The sequence below is a fragment of the Clostridium pabulibutyricum genome, assembly GCF_058242705.1.
In genome coordinates, this window is sequence record NZ_JBZAYZ010000002.1 from 220,115 (window position 1) to 238,881 (window position 18,767).

The following is an 18,767-nucleotide window of genomic DNA, read 5'->3' on the forward strand; positions in this document are numbered from 1 at the left end:
ACTCAAAAGGAGTGTTAAAAATGAAAGCTTACAATAATTTGGAATTGAACAACGTTAAAATCACATCTGAATTCTGGAATCGTTATCGAGAACTGATTGTAAGAGAAGTCTTACCCTACCAATGGTCAGTAATGAATGATGAAGCAAATATTCATATAACTGAAGATCCTCAAAAAAATAGAACAGATAAAAACAGTCATGCCATTGCCAATTTAAAAATTGCTGCCGGTAAAATAAAAGGTCACCATATAGGATTTCCTTTCCAGGATACCGATGTATATAAATGGCTTGAAGCTGCTGCTTACTCTCTTCGTTATCATCCAAACCAAAACCTAAAGCAAATAGCTGATGACTTAATCGATTTAATTGGTGAAGCACAGGAGGACGACGGATACTTGTCCACATATTTTCAGATTGATGCTCCTGAACGAAAATTTAAGCGATTAAAGCAATCACATGAGTTATACACAATGGGACATTATATTGAAGCAGCAGTAGTTTATTATCAAGTTTCCGGCAATGAAAAAGCTTTAAATATTGCTCGTAAAATGGCAGATTGCATTGATAATAATTTTGGCCCGGAAAAATACAAAATCCATGGATACGATGGACACCCTGAAATTGAATTAGCCTTATCACGTTTATATGAATTAACACATGATGAAAAGTACCTAAATTTAGCATATTATTTTTTAAAACAACGCGGCCAGGAACCTGAATTTTTTGATCGTCAAATTGAAAAAGATGGATTTGATCGTGATTTGATTAATGGTATGAGAAATTTTCCACTTAGTTATTATCAGTCTGAGGAACCAATTCTAGATCAGAAAACAGCTGAAGGTCATGCTGTTCGTGTTGCATATTTATGTACCGGCATTGCATATGTTGCCCGATTAAAAGGTGATGAGGATCTGTTAAGTGCTTGCAGACGATTTTGGAATAATATTATTAAGAAACGTATGTATATTACAGGAAATATCGGTTCTACTACTACTGGAGAAGCATTCACATATGATTATGACCTGCCGAATGATACTATGTACGGTGAAACCTGCGCATCTGTTGGTATGTCTTTCTTTGCCAAACAAATGCTTGAAATTGACTGTAAAGGTGAATATGGAGATATTTTAGAAAAGGAGCTTTTTAATGGAACTTTGAGCGGTATATCACTGGATGGCAGACATTTTTTTTACGTCAATCCATTAGAAGCAGATCCACTTGCTAGTAGAAATAATCCAGGAAAATCTCACATTTTAACACAACGAGCTGACTGGTTTGGCTGCGCTTGTTGTCCAAGTAATATTGCCCGTTTAATAGCTTCTATTGATCAATATATTTACACTATTCACAATCATACGATTATTTCTCATCAGTTTATTTCTAATGAAGCCAATTTTGATAATAATGTTTCCATTATACAGAATAATAACTTTCCTTGGGATGGAAATATTAAATATAGCATTAAAAATCCTGGTAAAAATAGATTTAAATTCGGTATTCGCATTCCCTACTGGTCACATAACAACTACAAAATTAAAGTTAACAATAAAACTGTAAATTTACAAATGCAAAGCGGTTTTGTGTACATTTGTGTAGAATCACCGCAAGTACAAATTGACTTAAGTCTCGACATGAGCATCAAATTTGTACGCGCGAATAACAGGGTCAAAGACGATCTCGGCAAAGTCACAGTACAACGTGGCCCGATAGTATATTGTGCCGAAGAGATGGATAATTCAGCTCCATTATGGCTATATCACTTAACAGAACAATCACAATCACACTATAACTATGATGATTATCTGTTAAATGGAATTGGAACTATTCAAATTGATTCTCAGGTTTTAAGTGAAGATAGTGAAGAAGAGCCATTGTACGCGACAATAGCAAAAAAACCATACTATTGGCATGAATCCAAATTAAATCTAATTCCATACTATGCCTGGGGAAATCGGGATGATGGACAAATGGCTGTTTGGCTTAATTTGAAATATTAATCGGATATATCTGTTAATAATATAAAACTATATAGTATAGTGGGGGGAAAAACATTGAAAATTTTATTGAAAGTTTTTGGAGGACAGCCTATCCTCTCCTGGTTACTACAGGTTGCCCTTGGATACTTGGCATTTTTAGTCAGTCGTCATAAAATTGCCAACAACATTAATACCTTAATTCTCGCCGGAGTATTAGTTATTTCAATTTTTTTAAGTTTATCTATTAACTCTAAGTGTAAAAAAAGTTATTATAAGAAACAATAGTCTTTTATTTTTACTTTGTATCAAATTCCTGTAAACTTAAAAATCACTGTCATCACTTTATGCTGTTTTTCACAGTGATGACAGTGATTGTGTTTTTATGAGAGTTGTCACTTAGTATCTACAATTATTTCCCCGGTATTTACTGCTGTACCCCCAATTTTAACCCTATAAATTTCATTTTTCCTAATTGACAATGAAGCTAGTATCTCTGAAGGCTTTTTCATAGAATACCCTTGTTCAAAAACCATTTTCTCTGCCCTATTTTGTGAAACCATACCATATTTATATAAGTAACAGCTTAATGCTCCTATAGACACAACTCTAACTAAAATATAAATTTAACTCCATTAATTTCCTGCCTTTGAAAATATATTATGACATACTTTGTTCAGCAGATTTTTAATTTTAAAAATTTCTCAAATTCTAAGCTTACATCCACTTATATATGTATAATAGTATTATGAATTCATTAAAATAAATGTACGAGGTAAAATAATGACTAGATTAGATTTCAAAGATTTTAAATTAAGTAAAGACATATTAACTTCGATAGAAAGACTTGGATACAAAGAACCTTCAGAAGTTCAGGCAAAAGTTATTCCACTTATTTTAAAAAATAATGATGTTATAGCAAAATCCCAAACTGGAACTGGAAAAACTGCGGCTTTTTCAATACCTATTTGTGAGAATATAGAGCTTGAAGAAAGAGAGCCTCAAGCCTTAGTAATATGTCCTACAAGAGAACTTGCAATTCAAATAAAAGATGATTTTATAAACATAGGCAGATTTAAAAGATTAAGCTGTACTGCTGTATTTGGGAAAGAACCTATACATACTCAAATAAACAGATTGAAACAAAGAGTTCACGTTGTAGCAGGAACTCCTGGAAGAATAATTGATCTTATAGACAGAGATGCTTTAAAACTTAAAAATATAAGATATTTAGTTATAGATGAAGCTGATGAAATGCTTAATATGGGTTTTATAGATCAAGTTAAAAGTATTATAAATAAAATTCCAAAGAAAAGATCAACTCTTCTTTTCTCTGCTACTATATCCGAAAAAATAACTGATTTATGTAACAGATACATGGTAAATCCCGTTTTTATAGACATTAAATCTGAAAATCCTGTAACAAACAGAATAAAACAGCTGTACTATGAAACAGACTATCATAATAAATTTGATTTACTTAACAAAATAATGTACACAGAAAGACCTGAAAGTGCCATGATATTTTGCAGCACAAAGAAAAATGTAGAGGATTTAACTTTAAAGCTTCAAGATAGAGCATACTCTTGTAGAGCCCTTCACGGTGGTATGCTGCAAGCTGACAGAATAAATATCATAAAGAGCTTTAAAAAAGGTGAATTTAATTTTTTAGTATGCACTGATATAGCTGCCCGGGGAATAGACATAGACAATATAACACACATCATAAACTATGACATTCCCATGGAAAAAGAAAGCTATATACATAGAATGGGAAGAACGGGCAGAGCCGGCGGAAGTGGAACTTGCATAACCTTTGTAACTCCAAGAGATTATAGATTTTTAAAATCAATAGAAGAACATTTTAATATTATCATAGAAAAAGGTGAAGAGATTTCCGAGGAAGAGGCAAAAAAAGGTAAACTGCTGTTTAAGAAAGCTTCAAAATCTGCACCTATAATAAAAGAAGACAAAAACGAGAAGTTAAGCAAAAATATAACAAAAATATATTTAAGTGCAGGAAAAAAGAAAAAAATACGTCCTGGAGATATAGCAGGAGCCATATCCAGCATTGATGGTGTAAATTCCGAAGACGTTGGAATTATAGACATACAGGACAATTTCTCCTACGTTGAAATTCTTTCTGGAAAAGGAAATTTAGTCCTTGAAGCACTTAAGAATAAAACTATAAAAGGTAAAAATGTACGGGCTGAAAAGGCGCAAAAATAATTTACAGAAATTTGATATTACTATAAAAGGCATTTTCTTAGAGAAAATGCCTTTTATATAATGATATTAATGATTCGCTAGATATGATTTTAGCCATTTAAGTGCCGGACGCTCAGTACCATTTGAATTGATCAAATGAGTATTATTTATCCAAGTTTGTCCTTGAATGTATCCCCACAAGGTTACACCTTTAACATTAGGATTTTCCCATAACACCGGGAACTTTTCTTTATATCTCGCAAGTTGTGTGGCATCATCACCAGTTATGTCAAGTTCCGATACATATATTGGCAATCCAGTTGCAGATAACTTGTTTAATACAGTTCTAATAGTATTTGGAGAAACTGTATCCATGTTGAATTGGTGGCATTGAATACCTATTCCATCAATAAGCCCTTTACTCTTAAGTATATTTATAATTTTTACATATTTATCTGCCTCACCGGGATTTCCGATTATTCCATATTCATTAATCAACAACTTTGAATATGGAAAGGCTTTCCTTGCCTGCTGAAAGGACCAAACAACCCAATCCCATCCAGTCGATCCATCTCCACCTATGGCATTTTTAAATGCTATTTTAGTGTGCAGTGGTTCATTCACAACATCTACAAAATCTGAACCTGAGTATCTTTTCCCAGCAGCTTTAATCCACTCTGATATCTCTGATTTTTGATCCCTTTGTGAAAGACTTGTTATCCAATTTGGTGCTTGGGATCCCCATACTAAGGTATGAAATTTAAATTTCATACCTTTACTTTTTGCATAATTATAATCAGTATCTGCCGCAGCCCAGTTCATCTTGTTTCTACTTGATTCAACCGAACCCCATTTGGTTGCATTTTCCGGTGTCACTTCATTCCAATACTTGTCAAAATTAGAAGGAACACCATTTCCAATTATATTTCCAATGAACTTATTATGAGACATTGCTGCATTTACATTTACAGGAGCCGCTATAGAAAAAAACAAACCTAATGCAACCGCTCCAACGCACATTTTAATAACCTTTGATTTTAACATAAAAATCACCCCTAATTACTTGATATCCCCTACAAATGTAGTTACACTTTGTGCTGGAAGTGATGCTGTAAAGCTTCCATTTACTACATTTGTATCAGCTGATTTAGCTATGTTTTTTGATGCTGTTGTTACCCATGACGATACTTTAGATGCTGAACCCTTTTGTATATTAAATCTTTGATTCACCTGAGACGTTCCTTTGTTTATTGCAACAATAACTACTTTACCAGTGCCTTTATATGCAGACACATAAACATTGTTTGTTGGATTCTCTGTTGCATCAACTCTTACATATCCAGGACGAATAAATTTAGAAAAATGAGCCATCATATATCCACGCTTGCTTATGTTGCCATCTTCTTTCATAGGACCATATTGTCTGCGAATGTACCACCATACATATGCCTGGAAATTTCCTTCTACCATGGCATTGTGCATATGATACGCAACATCCAATGCTTCAGGCCAACGATCTGCTGAGTTATTGTCACTATTAGGAACGTATACTTCTGTCATCCATAGCTCTTTTCCTGCTCCTTTTTGTTTAAAAAGAGGATAAGGGAAATCTTTAACCTGAGTACCATAAGTATGAGTACCAAGGATGTCCATGTTAGCAAGAGCTTTCGGATCGTTTAATATAGGATCATACATCTTTTTCTGATAAGAAAATGACTCAGGTGACATTACTCTACAGTTAATTGATCCAGCATTTTCTTTCATAAAGCGGTGTATCTCTTCTGGAGTCCACCATGTCCAATCTTTTCCATAATCAGGCTCATTTTGAATAGAAATCGCATATAGATTCACACCATTATTCCTCATGTATGAAACAAAATCATTAAGATGCTGTGCATATGCCGCATACTTATCATATCTAAGCCGTTTTGCTTTAGTATCCCCATTACGATTAAAAGTTTCAGTCATATCACTTGGCGGATTCCATGGAGAAGCAAAAACTATTGCTCCATGTTCAATTGCTTTTTTAGCAGTTGGTAGTTCTTTGTACCAGTTATTTTTATTGTCATCCACGTAAATTCTTAAAATAGAAAAACCCAACTGATTATAACCATTACCAAAAGCTGTTTCTCTTTGAGCCGCCGTCAAATCTCCAGCCCAAGCCGGGTGGTTTATACCCCCAAATCCACGAATTACTTGTTTTTCATCAGATAAATTTACTGTTACATTTGATGCTGCATTAGCTGTTGCAGATAATGATGTAAATACTGTACAAGTTACTGTAAGTGCCAATAAAGATAATACTATTTTTTTTATTTTCATTATTAATATGCTCCTTTTTACTCTAGTTAAATTGCCAATAATCAATATTAAATAAATTTTTATTGTTTGTGCCAGTAAATTTCAAGAAAACGTTGTGAACACCGCTGATTTTCTGTAGATTGCATTGTATTTGTTTGCAATTCTTATTTCCTCCAGTAGGACTTACGTTGAGAGTACCACCATTCCATCCAATCGTCTCAGCTTCTGTCATATTACGAGGAGATGATAACCTTTTACAATACCTAAAAGCCTTTACTAACGTTTGAGCGTGATATATAACATACCACTGATTGTTAAATTTAAAAACTGCATAATGATTATTTCCACTGACTCCAAAAAATATTACTGGATTTTTTAAGAAAATACCTTTATAGTTAAATAGTCCCATAGATGTATCAATTACAGATGCACTCCCGTCTGTGTGAACCATATCATTATTCAATTTTATAACTCGGCTTGTTTTTGGATTTGCAATTTGACTTTGGGTACGGTTATTACCGCCTGGTATTCCACCGCTGAAATACACATAACCTGTCCCATTTTCATCAACTAATACTGCTGGATCAAAAAGCCATATAACTCCATTCACTCCATGAGTATTGTTAGTGATTAGTTGTTTTCCGATTGAAGTATCTGCTGTAAGTACACCGATACTGCCTGCATCATTGGCAAAATAAAGGAAAAATTTATCCCTGCCATTTATGACTTTATGTGCAACTGCCGGTGCCCAGGAATTACTCGCCCACTTTGCTGCTCCATTTTGTCCTGCAACTGGAATTTCCCCATGATCAGTCCATTTTACCATGTCATCAGATGATATGCAGGTTATTGACTTGATATTACTATAATCATTATCAACAATACTTCCATTCTTGTACATATAGGCATCGCTGCTCATATATACATATTTATGTTAAATAGTAAATGTTCAACAAATTTTCATTAAGAATACTGTTATAATACTAACAAATTTTCTATTGTTTGGCAATATATTCGTCATAAAAATACATTTTTTTAGTTTACGCTGTTGTTTATCTGAATAATATCGCTTTAATTTTACACTTCAGCAATAACTCTAGATGGAAGTCCAGAAAAGCCACTTATATTGATTGGAAACCTATATAACTTAAAAGCGTTTCCACTGGATTTTTCTAATAACAAATCCAAATTTTCAAGATTTTCAATAATAAAAACTCCGTTACTTGCACAATAAGTATCTGCTTTGAAATGCCCCTCAGGTTTTTTAACCCCTGCCATATCAGCACCTATAAAGCTTACTAAATTTATATCCCCTAACTTCACCTCCCCATTATCTGCAGCACTCACATCAAATATTTTTCCAGACGTAATTATATTATTCATATTAAACTTTTTATCCATAATATCAAATTGCTATTTTTTATTTCACATAACAGGTAAATTATTAGAGAAAGGATTAATAGATGGAACTCACCTTGAGAAGAATAAAAAAGATATTTATTAGATAGTGTTCTTGGTAGGATAGAGCTTTTGGAAATTCTCCAATAGCCTTTCCTTTTCCCAGTTTACATATATTGAACTTTTTGCAACTTCTTTAGGCCTGGGAAGCTGCTGGACCGTTCTATTTGAGACGTGTGCCTTTGCAAAATATAGGTTCCATAGATTAGTTGATAGATCCCTCTTGGAGTTGATTTTATTGAATAACTTAGAAAACACTATTGTCACTGTATCCTATTTTTCAGTAACAATAGTGTTTTTATTTTAGTATTTAAGTAACTTTATAATATGGGTACACAAATTTCACAATAATGCTCCCTTAACATTGGCATTGCATAACGTTCAATTATAGGTCTTTTTGAATCAAAAACATAAGCTCGTTTTGTCAACTTTGGAAATATTTCCAGCCAGGCCGTTTTCATAGCTTCTGCATTATGATTTATTTTAAATACACAATATTTGCCTCCAACAATTTTGCCAAAGTTAATATAATTATTATTGATCTTAAATTCATTTGAAATAATCAAACATACATCATAACGACAATCTTTAGATTCCGTAATTTCAGGATTATCTTGTGCTATTCCCAGTATAATTGAATTTTCATCCAATAAATTTCTTTCCCTAGCCCAATTTTTTAATTGTTCCATTATTTTTATATTTTCCGAGCCATAAGCTCCTGTCCTTCGTATATATGCAATTTTATGTTCCGGTATCGTTTCAATATTAGTATTCATAGTTTACCTTCTTTTTATATAAAGTACATCGATGCCTAAATTCATCATATTATGATTTAAAATATATTTCAACTTATTTTTTAAAACAACTTTCATAATAACATGATTAATTCACTTAAGCCTAAAGTACAAATAAGATGCACCTATAACAATAAATAAACCCGACAGCATTAGTTCAATACTCCCTATTATTGATTTAACTATTTCACTTAAAATAACATCCTGATTTATAAATTGAAGATGCAATGGATATCAGGGACATGATACCTTTATGTACTCCAGATTGTTTGGGATTCTTTCCCGTATAATTATATGCAGCACTTTTTAAAGTCCCTAACTATATAATTTATTAGCTAGGAAATAATACCCTCTGTAGAATTATTCTATTAAACATGCTATAATTTACTCGTACAATTGAATAGGTTGCATGTGGGCTACTGGTATCACTCATCCCTGTTGAAGGGAGGTGATACAATGAGAGACATATTAATGTTACTTTTTGAAGCAGGATTATTCCTCATTTCACTATTAACATTTATAGTTTTACTTATTAAAGAAATAAAAAAATAGTAGCCCCGTCCGCAAATGGAGACTACTATTTTTTGTTTTAAAAATTTAGTAATACCAGTTGCCTAAGCAACTAGATTGTATACTACAGGATGTTACCAGCATCCTGTTTTTATTTTCTCTCTTTGTATTTATATTATAACACATTTTATAATTTAAAATCATATTTTCATAAAATTTTAGTGAACATTATCTTTAGTATAATTCCTCAAATCCTCTCATATGAATCCATTACACAAAAAAGCTACGTCATTTGTGGTAAGGTTCTCCGTGAATTATCTTAAATCCACGATAAATCTGCTCAAGAAGAATTATCCTAAAGAGTTGATGAGGAAACGTCATCTTGGAAAAACAAAGTTTAAAATTGGCTCTATTTAAGATTTCCTCCGAAATACCAAGTGATCCTCCAATCACAAATGCCACATCACTTTTACCTGATATGCCTAAATCATCTATGTAATCTGCAAAATTTTCCGAAGTTATCATCTTGCCGCCAAGATCAAGTGCAATAACATATACATTGCTGTTAATGTATTTAAACAACTTCTCAGCTTCTTTTTGTTTTACGATATTCTTTTCTTTTTCAGAAGCATTCTCTGAAACCTTCTCATCCTGAACCTCTATAATATTTAGTTTGCAGTATCTCGAAAGTCGTTTTGAATACTCCGCTGCAGCTTGCTTTAAATATGTTTCCTTTAATTTTCCAACACTAAGTATATTAATATTCATATATATTCACACCTCTTAAAAATTAGATTTTGTTAAAACTCATTGGGAAGCTTAGAAAAGCTCCCCAATTCAAAGTCAAAAACAGTTATTTTCCAGAATCTAATGTATCTTTTAAAGATCTCAGTACACTCTTTAATGTTCTGCTTGCCATCTCCTGAATATCATCCATCACTTCTTCACTGCTCTTTATCCTGTTTAGGTATACATCAAGCTCACCCTGCCCTAAATTTTTCACACATTTTGCCACAGAGTACTCAACATTATCAGATTTCAAGACTATGGTATCGTCAGGTTTGAGATTAAAGTACATTGGATCATCAGACTGTATGCTTTCATACGGCTCCATTACTTTTTTTCTATCATTATCATCAATTATATAAAAATTTATTACGGTATCCACTTTGCCATCCCTCTCTACACTGATTTTTTATCCTATACCAGTATATTTTTAGGAATTAGTAAATGTTACTTGCAAATTAGAATTACCTCTTGTTATAATTTTTTGAAAAAAACTTCTTGAACTTTTCATAAACCACATCAACACTTTCACCTTGAAAATCATCATTTTCTTTCGTTGGACTTTTTGTCATAAAAAATGCTGCAGCAAAAGCAGTTATTGGTATTGAAAATATAAGCCCTATACTTCCAGCAAGTGCCTTTAATATTTCTGATGCAATTATGTCCTGATTTATCGCAGTAGAGATTGATGTTGTATAAGAATATGAAGCTATCATTATCATAAGATACATGGCACCGCCTGCATAAGCCAGTATCAATGTATTTGACATACTGCCCATTACATCCTTTCCCACATTCATCCCCGACTTTACAAGTTCCCGCATATTCATACCTGGATTGACTTCTTTTAGTTCCTTTATAGAAGATGCTATGGATATACTTGTATCCATTACCGCACCAAGTGCACCCATTATTATTTCAGCAAAAAGCAGTCCCTGAAAGTTGAAATGTGAATTCTGTACTGTATATATTATAGTCTGCATTTCATCGTCCGTAAGGCCTGTAACACGCAATATTGAATTAGAATATACCGCTATTGCTCCTGCAATTATAACTCCTCCGGATGTACCAATAATGGCCGCAAGCGTTTTTTTGTTTCTGCCACTTATTATAGTAAGGTTAACAACAATGAGAAAAATACATATGGCGGAAGATGTATATACCGGATTAAACCCGTTTATCACAAGAGGTATAAGTACCTTGATTATTGCAATACATGTTATTCCAAGAGTTATAACTGATTTAAGCCCCTTGAACCCGCCTATAACAATAAGCAGTATTACAAATACACCTGAGAGCTCATAAAGATACCTGTATCTTACGATTTCATATATATATGCACTGCTTGGATCTCCTGTCTTATATTTATCCAAATTCACAAGAACATTGTCGCCTAATCTCGCAAAGCCCTGGGTATTGCTGCTCTCGTCATTTATTTTTCCGCTTACTGAATTTTGAACCTTTATTATATTCCCTTTCATTTTTCCAGATGTTATCTTTATATCAACATAAGAATACCTTATAGAATTTTTGTCCTTGGAATTCGATGTTTTATAAACTTTTACCACTTTTCCATGAACAGAAGCATTGGTTGGATTGCTCCTACTGTAAAATCCAAAAGCTTCAAAAATTATAAAAATCACACCTAAAACTATAACAGCAAAAATTAGTTTTTTCTTGAAATTAGAAATTTGGAACACCTTCTCAAAAGTTTAAATTATTTTTATCTTTTCATCTTCCACATCTACAACTACAGTTTTAACTGAATTTATTTCGTTAAAAAGCACCATATCAACAAACTTCGGTTTTATATCCCTGTTTATTATTCTGTTTATTTCCCTTGCTCCATATTCCTTTGACATACCTTTACGTGCAAGAAACTTAAAACACCTTTCTGTGACCCTGATATTTATATTTTTAGATTTAAGCTTATCCGAGAACTCATCAAGTGCTTTTCTTACAACCAGAAGCGACATGTCCTCATTAAGTGAATTAAATATTATAATATCGTCAAGCCTGTTTCTAAACTCCGGTGAGAATAACTTATCAACTTCCCTATCTACTGCATCACTTTTCATGATCCTGTCTCCAAAACCCATGAGTGATTTACCCAAATCCCTGGCTCCTGCATTTGAAGTCATTACGAGTATTACATTTTTAAAGTCTGTTTTTCTCCCAGAATTATCCGTCAAAGTCGCGTAATCCATTATCTGAAGAAGTACATTTAGAACATCTGGATGTGCCTTTTCTATTTCATCAAGAAGCAATACGCAATATGGCGTTTTCCTTATAGAATCCGTCAAAAGTCCCCCTTCTTCATATCCAACATATCCAGGAGGTGAACCTATAAGTCTGGCAACCGTGTGTTTTTCCTGATATTCACTCATATCAAATCTCAAAAGTTTAATTCCAAGTACCTTTGAAAGTTGTTTTGTAAGCTCCGTTTTTCCAACTCCCGTAGGCCCTACAAAAAGAAAATTTGCTACAGTTCTATTTTCTTCGTTAAAACCTGCTCTTGATCTTTTTATGGCCATTGCAACTGACTTTATCGCCTCATCCTGCCCAAATATTTTTTCCCTCAAATTCTCCTCAAGGCACCTTAATTTGCTATTTTCATCCTCGGACACACTTTCCTTTGGAATTTTTACAATCATCGAAACTGTATTTTCTATATCACTCCGGGAAATACATATCCTTTCTTTTTCTTTCCCATGAAGCCTTCTATAAGCCGCAGCTTCATCTATTATATCTATGGCCTTGTCAGGAAGGAATCTGTCATTTATGTATTTGCTTGAAAGTTCAACTGCAGCTTCAAGTGCCTCTCTGTCGTAAACAACATTATGAAACTTTTCATATTGCAACTTTATACCCTCGAGTATAACTAGAGTATCTTCCTTTGATGGTTCGCTTACCTCTATTTTTTGAAACCTTCTTGAAAGAGCTTTATCTTTTTCAAATACTTTCTTGTATTCATCATACGTTGTAGAACCTATAAATTTTATCCTTCCCTTTGTTAAAAATGGTTTCAAAATATTAGCTGCATCAAGAGAGTTTCCTGACACAGAACCAGCTCCTATTATTGTATGAATTTCATCTATGTACACGATTGGATTATCTTCTTTTTCTATTTTATTAAGAAGGCTTTTTATTCTCTCTTCAAAATCCCCCCTGTACTTTGTACCTGCAAGTATCGCTCCCATATCCAATGAATATATTTTGCTGTGCTTTAAAATATCTGGTACACTGTCATCTGCAATCATTTTTGCAAGTCCTTCTGTTATAGCTGTTTTGCCAACTCCAGGCTCACCTACATGAATCGGGTTATTTTTAGTCCTCCGCGTAAGAACCTGCATTGTCCTGTCAAGTATATCCTCTCTCCCTACAAGCGGGTCAATTTTTCCATCCCTTGCTCTTTCTACAAGTTCCACGGAAAAATCCCGAAGATTTATCCCTGTACTTTGTGAATTCTCATCAAGGGTATGACCTGACTCATTTTCATATTGAAGGCCAGAGCTTTTCTCCGAGATTCCATGAGTTATATAATTTAAAATATCAATTCTCTCTATTCCCTGCTTTTTCATAAAATAACTTGCAAAACTCTTGTCTTCATCATATATGGATATATATATGTCACCAAGCCTTATAATTTCTTTTTCTGCAGATAAAACATGTTCTCCTGCAGCGGAAAGTATTTTCTGCAGTAGTATACTTTCAACCGGCTCTGTATTTTCAGCAGTTACCATATGTTCGTTAAAATACTGCATAAGGTCTGTTTTCATTTCCTTTACATTCCCTCCGCAGCCTTCTATTATGTCTATTCCTTCAAGAAAGAAAATTGAGGAATAGAGAATATGTTCCGGTGTAAAATATTCATGTCTGCGGTATTTTGCCTCATCATAAGCAGCATTTATAATTTCATTCACTATTTTATCTAATTTCATGGTTATTCCTCTTCCATACTAAATTTTAGCGGGAATCCACTGCTTCTTGCCATTCGTCTTGCCTGAAACATTTTTGTCTGTGCTATGTCCCAGCAGTAAGTACCTGCAATGCCACTGCCAAGATTATGTACATTATACATGATTTGAATAGCTTCTTCCCTGTTTTTATTAAATATTCGCATCAATATCATCACCACAAAATCCATGGTAGTGTAATCATCATTATATATTATCACTCTATACAACTTTGGTTCTTTAACTTGAATTTCAGGTTTTTTATGCTCTTCAACCTTAAACTGCATTAATAACAACTCCAAAGAATAATTTATTTAGAATCATTTTATCACAGTTTTCAATAAAAGTGTATAAAGTACGATTTTGTAAAATTTAAATACTATCTTAGTATTTTCCATGCATATACATATATTAAAAATCAGGATACGTATATAGTTTAAAAAAACTTATATGCAATACAGTATAACTATATTATAAGTTATTTGCTTTATGTATTTATGAATTTATGATAAAATATATTTAAACAATTTAAAATAAAATTTAACAAGGAGTTTTAGGAATATGGAAAATTTAACTGCTTTTATTTTAAGCGCCTTTCAAATTACACTGCTTGACATAGTCTTAAGCGGTGACAATATCGGCGTAATTGCACTTGCTACAAAAAATCTCCCTAAAAAACATGCAAAAGCAGCATCTTTAATTGGAGTAATTTCCGCAGTAGTTTTACGAATAATCTTTGCATGTCTCATAACCTACATACTTATGATAGAGTGGCTTCCTATAAGACTTGTAGGCGGAATTATACTTATATACATTACTGTGAGCTTTATAAAACCCCAAAAGGTACATGAAGACAGTACAAACATACATATGCATACTTCAAATAAATTCACAGGTGCTGTTTTAAGCATAGTCGCAGCAGATGCAACAATGAGTCTTGACAACGTACTTGCCATAGCAAGCCTTGCTCATGGAAACAACGCACTCATAGTATTCGGTCTGATACTCAATATACCTATAATATTCTTCGGAAGTCAACTTGTGGCAGACCTAATGAACAAATATCCAATAGTAACGTACATAGGCGCCGCAATACTTGCACATACATCATTTAAAATGATTTTTGAAGACTCTCTGACAAAAAATCTTCTATCACCTATTGGTGTAAATGTAGTAAGTTATGGAGCTGCAGTACTCACTATAATATATGGAATATATTGCATAAGAAAATCCTCCTCCTATTCATTTAAAGAGTACAAAGAAAAAAATTCAAAAAGAAAATACAGCTAAATAAAGTATTTGAAAACAGGAAAGAAATTTTTCTATGATTTCTTTCCTGTTTTCTATGAATTTTTACTTGTAAAGGTCACTGTACACTATTTTAAAAACATCCAGTGCCTCTTCTATTTTCTTTTTGAGCAGAAATTTTCTGTGTTCAAGTTCGACTTTTCCATCATCGGTTAAAGTATATATCTTTTGCATCTTATTATTTTTTGAATCATCCCATTTCCCATCTACCATATTGGCTTTTTCAAGCTTCTTGAGAAGAGGATAAATTCCACCGGTACTTGGAATCCATTTTCCATTTGTTCTTTCACCAATCTTATGGGATATATCATTTCCATTTGTGGGATTGAGACTTAAAATATACAACACATACAGAGGTAGAAGTCCTTTTGTAAACACCTGGCCTACAGCTTCGCTTTCCTTTTTTACTTTTTTTAAATCTCCAGCTTTCTTTTTATACTGCTTATATAAAAACGTTTTTTCATCTTCATAATCCTTTGAAAATCCTGAACTTGACATTTTAATCTATTCTTCCTCGAAAAGCACAAGTCCAACAAGTCCCGGCCCGCTGTGTGCACCTGCCACAGGGCTTAATATTCCACAGAATTTAGAAGCAATTATATTTGCATGTTTTTTTACCTCATTATATATTCTCTTTGCATCTTCAATTGCATTTCCGTGCACTATGTAGAAACTGCACTTTTTTGCATCAAGTATCTTATTCGATATTTCTATCATTCTCGTTATTGATTTCTTTCTGCCTCTCACTTTATCATATGTATAATATTTTCCATCTGTAGGATCAATAGCTACAATTGGTTTTATATTTAAAAGTTCTCCTATTGTACCCGACACTTTTCCTATTCTTCCGCCTTTTTTAAGGTATTCAAGTGTGCCTACAATAAAAAAGAGATTTATTCTTTTCTTTATTCCTGGAATCTTACTTACTATATCATCGAATTTAAATCCCTTCTCTATAAGTTTTGCACATTCAAGTATTATTACTCCTTCTCCCACTGATATTGACTTTGAATCACATATGTACGTTTTTATTTTAGGATGATTTTCACTCACAATTTTTATACCGTTGTAAAACCCAGTAAGTCCACTTGACAAAGTTACAACTATAGCATGAGTATATCCTTCCTTCTCAAGCCTTGAAAAAGTTCCTTCCATTTCATCTACAGGCGGCATTGAAGATGTTGGTATTTCTTTATGTAGATCTTCATAAACCTTCTCCGAAGTTATACTTATCTTGTCTAGGTACTCTCTATCTTTGTATATGATTCTATAATGCATAACATTTATATCATATTTTTTCAATATATCATCAGGCAAATCACTTGTAGAGTCTGTTATAAGCGCTATTTTTTCCAAAGTTTATTCCTCCTACAAAATCATAATATATAATTAATTATATCATTTATAAGTTATATATCAATACTGACATATATCAGTACTGATATATAAAAAAAGTACAGCTTTAAAGCTGCACCCTTTTTAACTAAAATCTATAAATCCAATTTATTCTCAAGTAAATATGCCGTGATATAAAACATAATACATGCAATTACAATACCGAATATTGTGCTGGCAATATTTATGTCAATATATCCCGAATTATTAATCATCTGCATTCTGAATGTTGCCGGGAATATGTCCTCTACAATGAATTCCAATTTTCCCTGTACAACTACAAGCAGTACAAAAATAATGAAACTTCCAAGTTTACCAAATTTCCTGTCTTTAATTGCCACTTTGCTCAGTGTTATTGAAAGATACACTGTAAGCAGAAAAGTTACATACACAACTATAGCAGAAATCAACAAAAACAGCATAAACTTAAAATGCACTTCATTTATCATGACATCAAATATATCTCTTACATAAAATACAAATCCAGAAGTCACCTTCAAAAGCTCCGCCCACAAAAACATTGTGAAAATGGCTATGAACCCTATTATAAGGCACTGAATAAGAGAAGTTACAATCTTGCTTCCAACTATTGAAGCACCGCTTTTCGGGGTAGTAAACAAAAGGTACCCGCTGTCTCCATATATATCTCTTGAAAAAACGAGTATGTTCCATATGAACACTACCACAAATGCCGCAAAACTTATAGCCATATTAATTCCAAGTATCCCCTCATTCGGCCACTTGTTTATTTTAATGCAAAGTGCCAGATTTAAAAGTATTATGGCACCTGCCATTATTATAAAATCTTTATAATAAGCTTTTAGATCATATTTTACAAGTTTAAACATTACTTGAACACCTCCCTGTATATTTCATCTATTGACTTTTTATGCTCTGACCTGAGTTCTTCTGCATCGCCCTGCATAACTATTTTACCATTTGATATAAATGCTACGTCGTTGAAAAGCCTTTCTATATCATGTACAAGATGTGTAGTTATGAGTATTGAACTGTCCTCACTGTATATATCTATTATAGCATCAAGTATCCTTTCCCTTGTTGTAGGATCCACCCCACCAAGAGGTTCATCCAATATATAAAGCTTTGCATTTCTAGAGAGTACAAGAGTCAAATATAATTTTTCACTCATTCCCTTTGAAAGTGACTTGACTTTGCTTTCTATATCAAGATCCATAAACTTCAAAAGCTCTACTGCCTTGTCATAGTCGAAATCTTTATATACATCATTGAAGAAGTCAAAAGCATCCCTTATTTTCATCCATTTAAAAAGATAATCCTTATCTGGAAGATATGATACCTGAGCTTTTGTTGTCACTCCCGGCTTATTTCCATTTATCAATATCTCCCCTGAAGTCTGTCTTAAAATTCCCGCAGCTATTTTTAAAAATGTAGTCTTTCCACTTCCATTAGGTCCCAAAAGTCCTACAATTCTTCCTTTCCTGACTTCCAGGTTAAGGCCGTCCAACGATGTCTTTTTAAAATATTTTTTTCTGAGATCTACAGCTTTTAAAATTAAATCCTCCATTTAAACTTCCCCCTTTCTATTAATCTCTGCGTCTTCCACTTTTTCTTTTACAGTATTAACTATCTCATTCTCCGAAAAACCCAAACCCTTCATTCCAGTTATAAACTGGTCAATAATTTTTTCAGCCATTTCAGATTTAAGCTTTTTAACCATACTGATATCCTCCTTAACAAAATTTCCAGTTCCTCTTTGTGTATAAGTTATTCCATCCCTTTCAAGTTCCTGATAAGTCCTCTGAACAGTGTTTGGATTAACCTTGAATTCTGATGACATTTCCCTTATAGACGGAAGTTTATCTCCAGGGTTTATATTCCCGAGTATTATTTTCCTTTTTATTATACTCATAAGCTGTTTGTAAATTGGTATATTAGGATCAAATTCATCCGACATATATACACCTCCATTTTTAAAGTAACTCAAAAGTAAAGTTCTTTAATATAATTACTGTACTACTAATATAGTACACCATTATTCTGTATTAATCAACCTTTTTTATTTAAAAAAATAAAAAAACTATCGATAATTTCAATCA

At 32.9% G+C, this 18,767-nt stretch carries 20 protein-coding genes; 5 read left to right on the forward strand and 15 right to left on the reverse strand.

The window, feature by feature from the left end; translation table 11 throughout:
* Positions 1-20: 20 nt before the first annotated feature.
* The 3 genes from AC4CVH_RS04370 to AC4CVH_RS04380 all read left to right on the forward strand — a co-directional run bounded on the left by AC4CVH_RS04370 (position 21) and on the right by AC4CVH_RS04380 (position 4,202).
* Positions 21-1,997, forward strand: coding sequence for a glycoside hydrolase family 127 protein (locus AC4CVH_RS04370; RefSeq protein WP_490786516.1), 1,977 nt, complete (start codon positions 21-23; stop codon positions 1,995-1,997).
* A gap of 54 nt (positions 1,998-2,051) precedes the next feature.
* A complete protein-coding gene (locus AC4CVH_RS04375; protein ID WP_490786517.1) occupies positions 2,052-2,261 on the forward strand; it encodes a hypothetical protein in 210 nt (69 codons plus the stop codon).
* A gap of 495 nt (positions 2,262-2,756) precedes the next feature.
* A complete protein-coding gene (locus AC4CVH_RS04380) occupies positions 2,757-4,202 on the forward strand; it encodes a DEAD/DEAH box helicase (protein ID WP_490786518.1) in 1,446 nt (481 codons plus the stop codon).
* 66 nt (positions 4,203-4,268) lie between these two features.
* Here AC4CVH_RS04380 and AC4CVH_RS04385 read toward each other — a convergent pair whose 3' ends face one another.
* From AC4CVH_RS04385 to AC4CVH_RS04405, 5 genes are all read right to left on the reverse strand, one after another.
* Positions 4,269-5,225: an endo-1,4-beta-xylanase gene (locus AC4CVH_RS04385; RefSeq protein WP_490786519.1), complete on the reverse strand. Its 957-nt coding sequence runs from the start codon at positions 5,223-5,225 to the stop codon at positions 4,269-4,271.
* A gap of 15 nt (positions 5,226-5,240) precedes the next feature.
* Positions 5,241-6,473 (reverse strand): glucuronoarabinoxylan endo-1,4-beta-xylanase XynC, encoded by a 1,233-nt coding sequence (gene xynC, locus AC4CVH_RS04390; protein WP_490786520.1) that lies wholly within the window; start codon positions 6,471-6,473, stop codon positions 5,241-5,243.
* Positions 6,474-6,525: 52 nt separating this feature from the next.
* Positions 6,526-7,383 (reverse strand): family 43 glycosylhydrolase, encoded by an 858-nt coding sequence (locus AC4CVH_RS04395; protein ID WP_490786521.1) that lies wholly within the window; start codon positions 7,381-7,383, stop codon positions 6,526-6,528.
* 176 nt (positions 7,384-7,559) lie between these two features.
* Positions 7,560-7,883, reverse strand: a complete 324-nt coding sequence (locus AC4CVH_RS04400; protein WP_490786522.1) for a cyclase family protein — start codon at positions 7,881-7,883, stop codon at positions 7,560-7,562.
* Positions 7,884-8,260: 377 nt separating this feature from the next.
* The gene (locus AC4CVH_RS04405; protein ID WP_490786523.1) at positions 8,261-8,716 is read right to left on the reverse strand and encodes an AraC family transcriptional regulator; all 456 of its coding nucleotides are present in this window, start codon (positions 8,714-8,716) and stop codon (positions 8,261-8,263) included.
* A gap of 474 nt (positions 8,717-9,190) precedes the next feature.
* Here AC4CVH_RS04405 and AC4CVH_RS04410 point away from each other — a divergent pair, with 474 nt between their 5' ends.
* Positions 9,191-9,286, forward strand: coding sequence for a putative holin-like toxin (locus AC4CVH_RS04410; RefSeq protein ID WP_490786524.1), 96 nt, complete (start codon positions 9,191-9,193; stop codon positions 9,284-9,286).
* A gap of 246 nt (positions 9,287-9,532) precedes the next feature.
* Here AC4CVH_RS04410 and rlmH read toward each other — a convergent pair whose 3' ends face one another.
* The 5 genes from rlmH to AC4CVH_RS04435 all read right to left on the reverse strand — a co-directional run bounded on the left by rlmH (position 9,533) and on the right by AC4CVH_RS04435 (position 14,273).
* Positions 9,533-10,012 (reverse strand): 23S rRNA (pseudouridine(1915)-N(3))-methyltransferase RlmH, encoded by a 480-nt coding sequence (gene rlmH, locus AC4CVH_RS04415; protein ID WP_490786525.1) that lies wholly within the window; start codon positions 10,010-10,012, stop codon positions 9,533-9,535.
* An 85-nt stretch (positions 10,013-10,097) separates the two neighbouring features.
* Complete coding sequence (locus tag AC4CVH_RS04420; RefSeq protein WP_490786526.1) at positions 10,098-10,412, reverse strand: hypothetical protein; 315 nt, start codon at positions 10,410-10,412, stop codon at positions 10,098-10,100.
* Between the two features lie 82 nt (positions 10,413-10,494).
* The gene (locus AC4CVH_RS04425; protein ID WP_490786527.1) at positions 10,495-11,673 is read right to left on the reverse strand and encodes a YibE/F family protein; all 1,179 of its coding nucleotides are present in this window, start codon (positions 11,671-11,673) and stop codon (positions 10,495-10,497) included.
* Between the two features lie 69 nt (positions 11,674-11,742).
* Positions 11,743-13,971, reverse strand: coding sequence for an ATP-dependent Clp protease ATP-binding subunit ClpA (clpA, locus tag AC4CVH_RS04430; protein WP_490786528.1), 2,229 nt, complete (start codon positions 13,969-13,971; stop codon positions 11,743-11,745).
* Positions 13,972-13,973: 2 nt separating this feature from the next.
* On the reverse strand, positions 13,974-14,273 hold the full coding sequence (locus tag AC4CVH_RS04435) for an ATP-dependent Clp protease adaptor ClpS (RefSeq protein WP_490786529.1): 300 nt from the start codon (positions 14,271-14,273) through the stop codon (positions 13,974-13,976).
* A gap of 274 nt (positions 14,274-14,547) precedes the next feature.
* On the opposite strand from AC4CVH_RS04435, the gene AC4CVH_RS04440 reads away from it, so the two are divergent.
* On the forward strand, positions 14,548-15,276 hold the full coding sequence (locus tag AC4CVH_RS04440; protein WP_490786530.1) for a TerC family protein: 729 nt from the start codon (positions 14,548-14,550) through the stop codon (positions 15,274-15,276).
* 63 nt (positions 15,277-15,339) lie between these two features.
* Here the strand turns inward: AC4CVH_RS04440 and AC4CVH_RS04445 are convergent, their stop codons facing one another.
* The 5 genes from AC4CVH_RS04445 to AC4CVH_RS04465 form a co-directional block, all read right to left on the reverse strand.
* Positions 15,340-15,792, reverse strand: a complete 453-nt coding sequence (locus AC4CVH_RS04445) for a PadR family transcriptional regulator (protein WP_490786531.1) — start codon at positions 15,790-15,792, stop codon at positions 15,340-15,342.
* 6 nt (positions 15,793-15,798) lie between these two features.
* Positions 15,799-16,650, reverse strand: a complete 852-nt coding sequence (locus tag AC4CVH_RS04450; RefSeq protein ID WP_490786532.1) for a DegV family protein — start codon at positions 16,648-16,650, stop codon at positions 15,799-15,801.
* Between the two features lie 134 nt (positions 16,651-16,784).
* Positions 16,785-17,537, reverse strand: a complete 753-nt coding sequence (locus AC4CVH_RS04455) for a hypothetical protein (RefSeq protein ID WP_490786533.1) — start codon at positions 17,535-17,537, stop codon at positions 16,785-16,787.
* Entirely contained in the window at positions 17,537-18,235 is a 699-nt protein-coding gene (locus tag AC4CVH_RS04460) for an ABC transporter ATP-binding protein (protein WP_490786534.1), read from the reverse strand. Before AC4CVH_RS04460 ends, AC4CVH_RS04455 begins: the two co-directional genes overlap by 1 nt.
* On the reverse strand, positions 18,236-18,625 hold the full coding sequence (locus tag AC4CVH_RS04465) for a GntR family transcriptional regulator (RefSeq protein ID WP_490786535.1): 390 nt from the start codon (positions 18,623-18,625) through the stop codon (positions 18,236-18,238).
* Between the last annotated feature and the right edge of the window lie 142 nt (positions 18,626-18,767).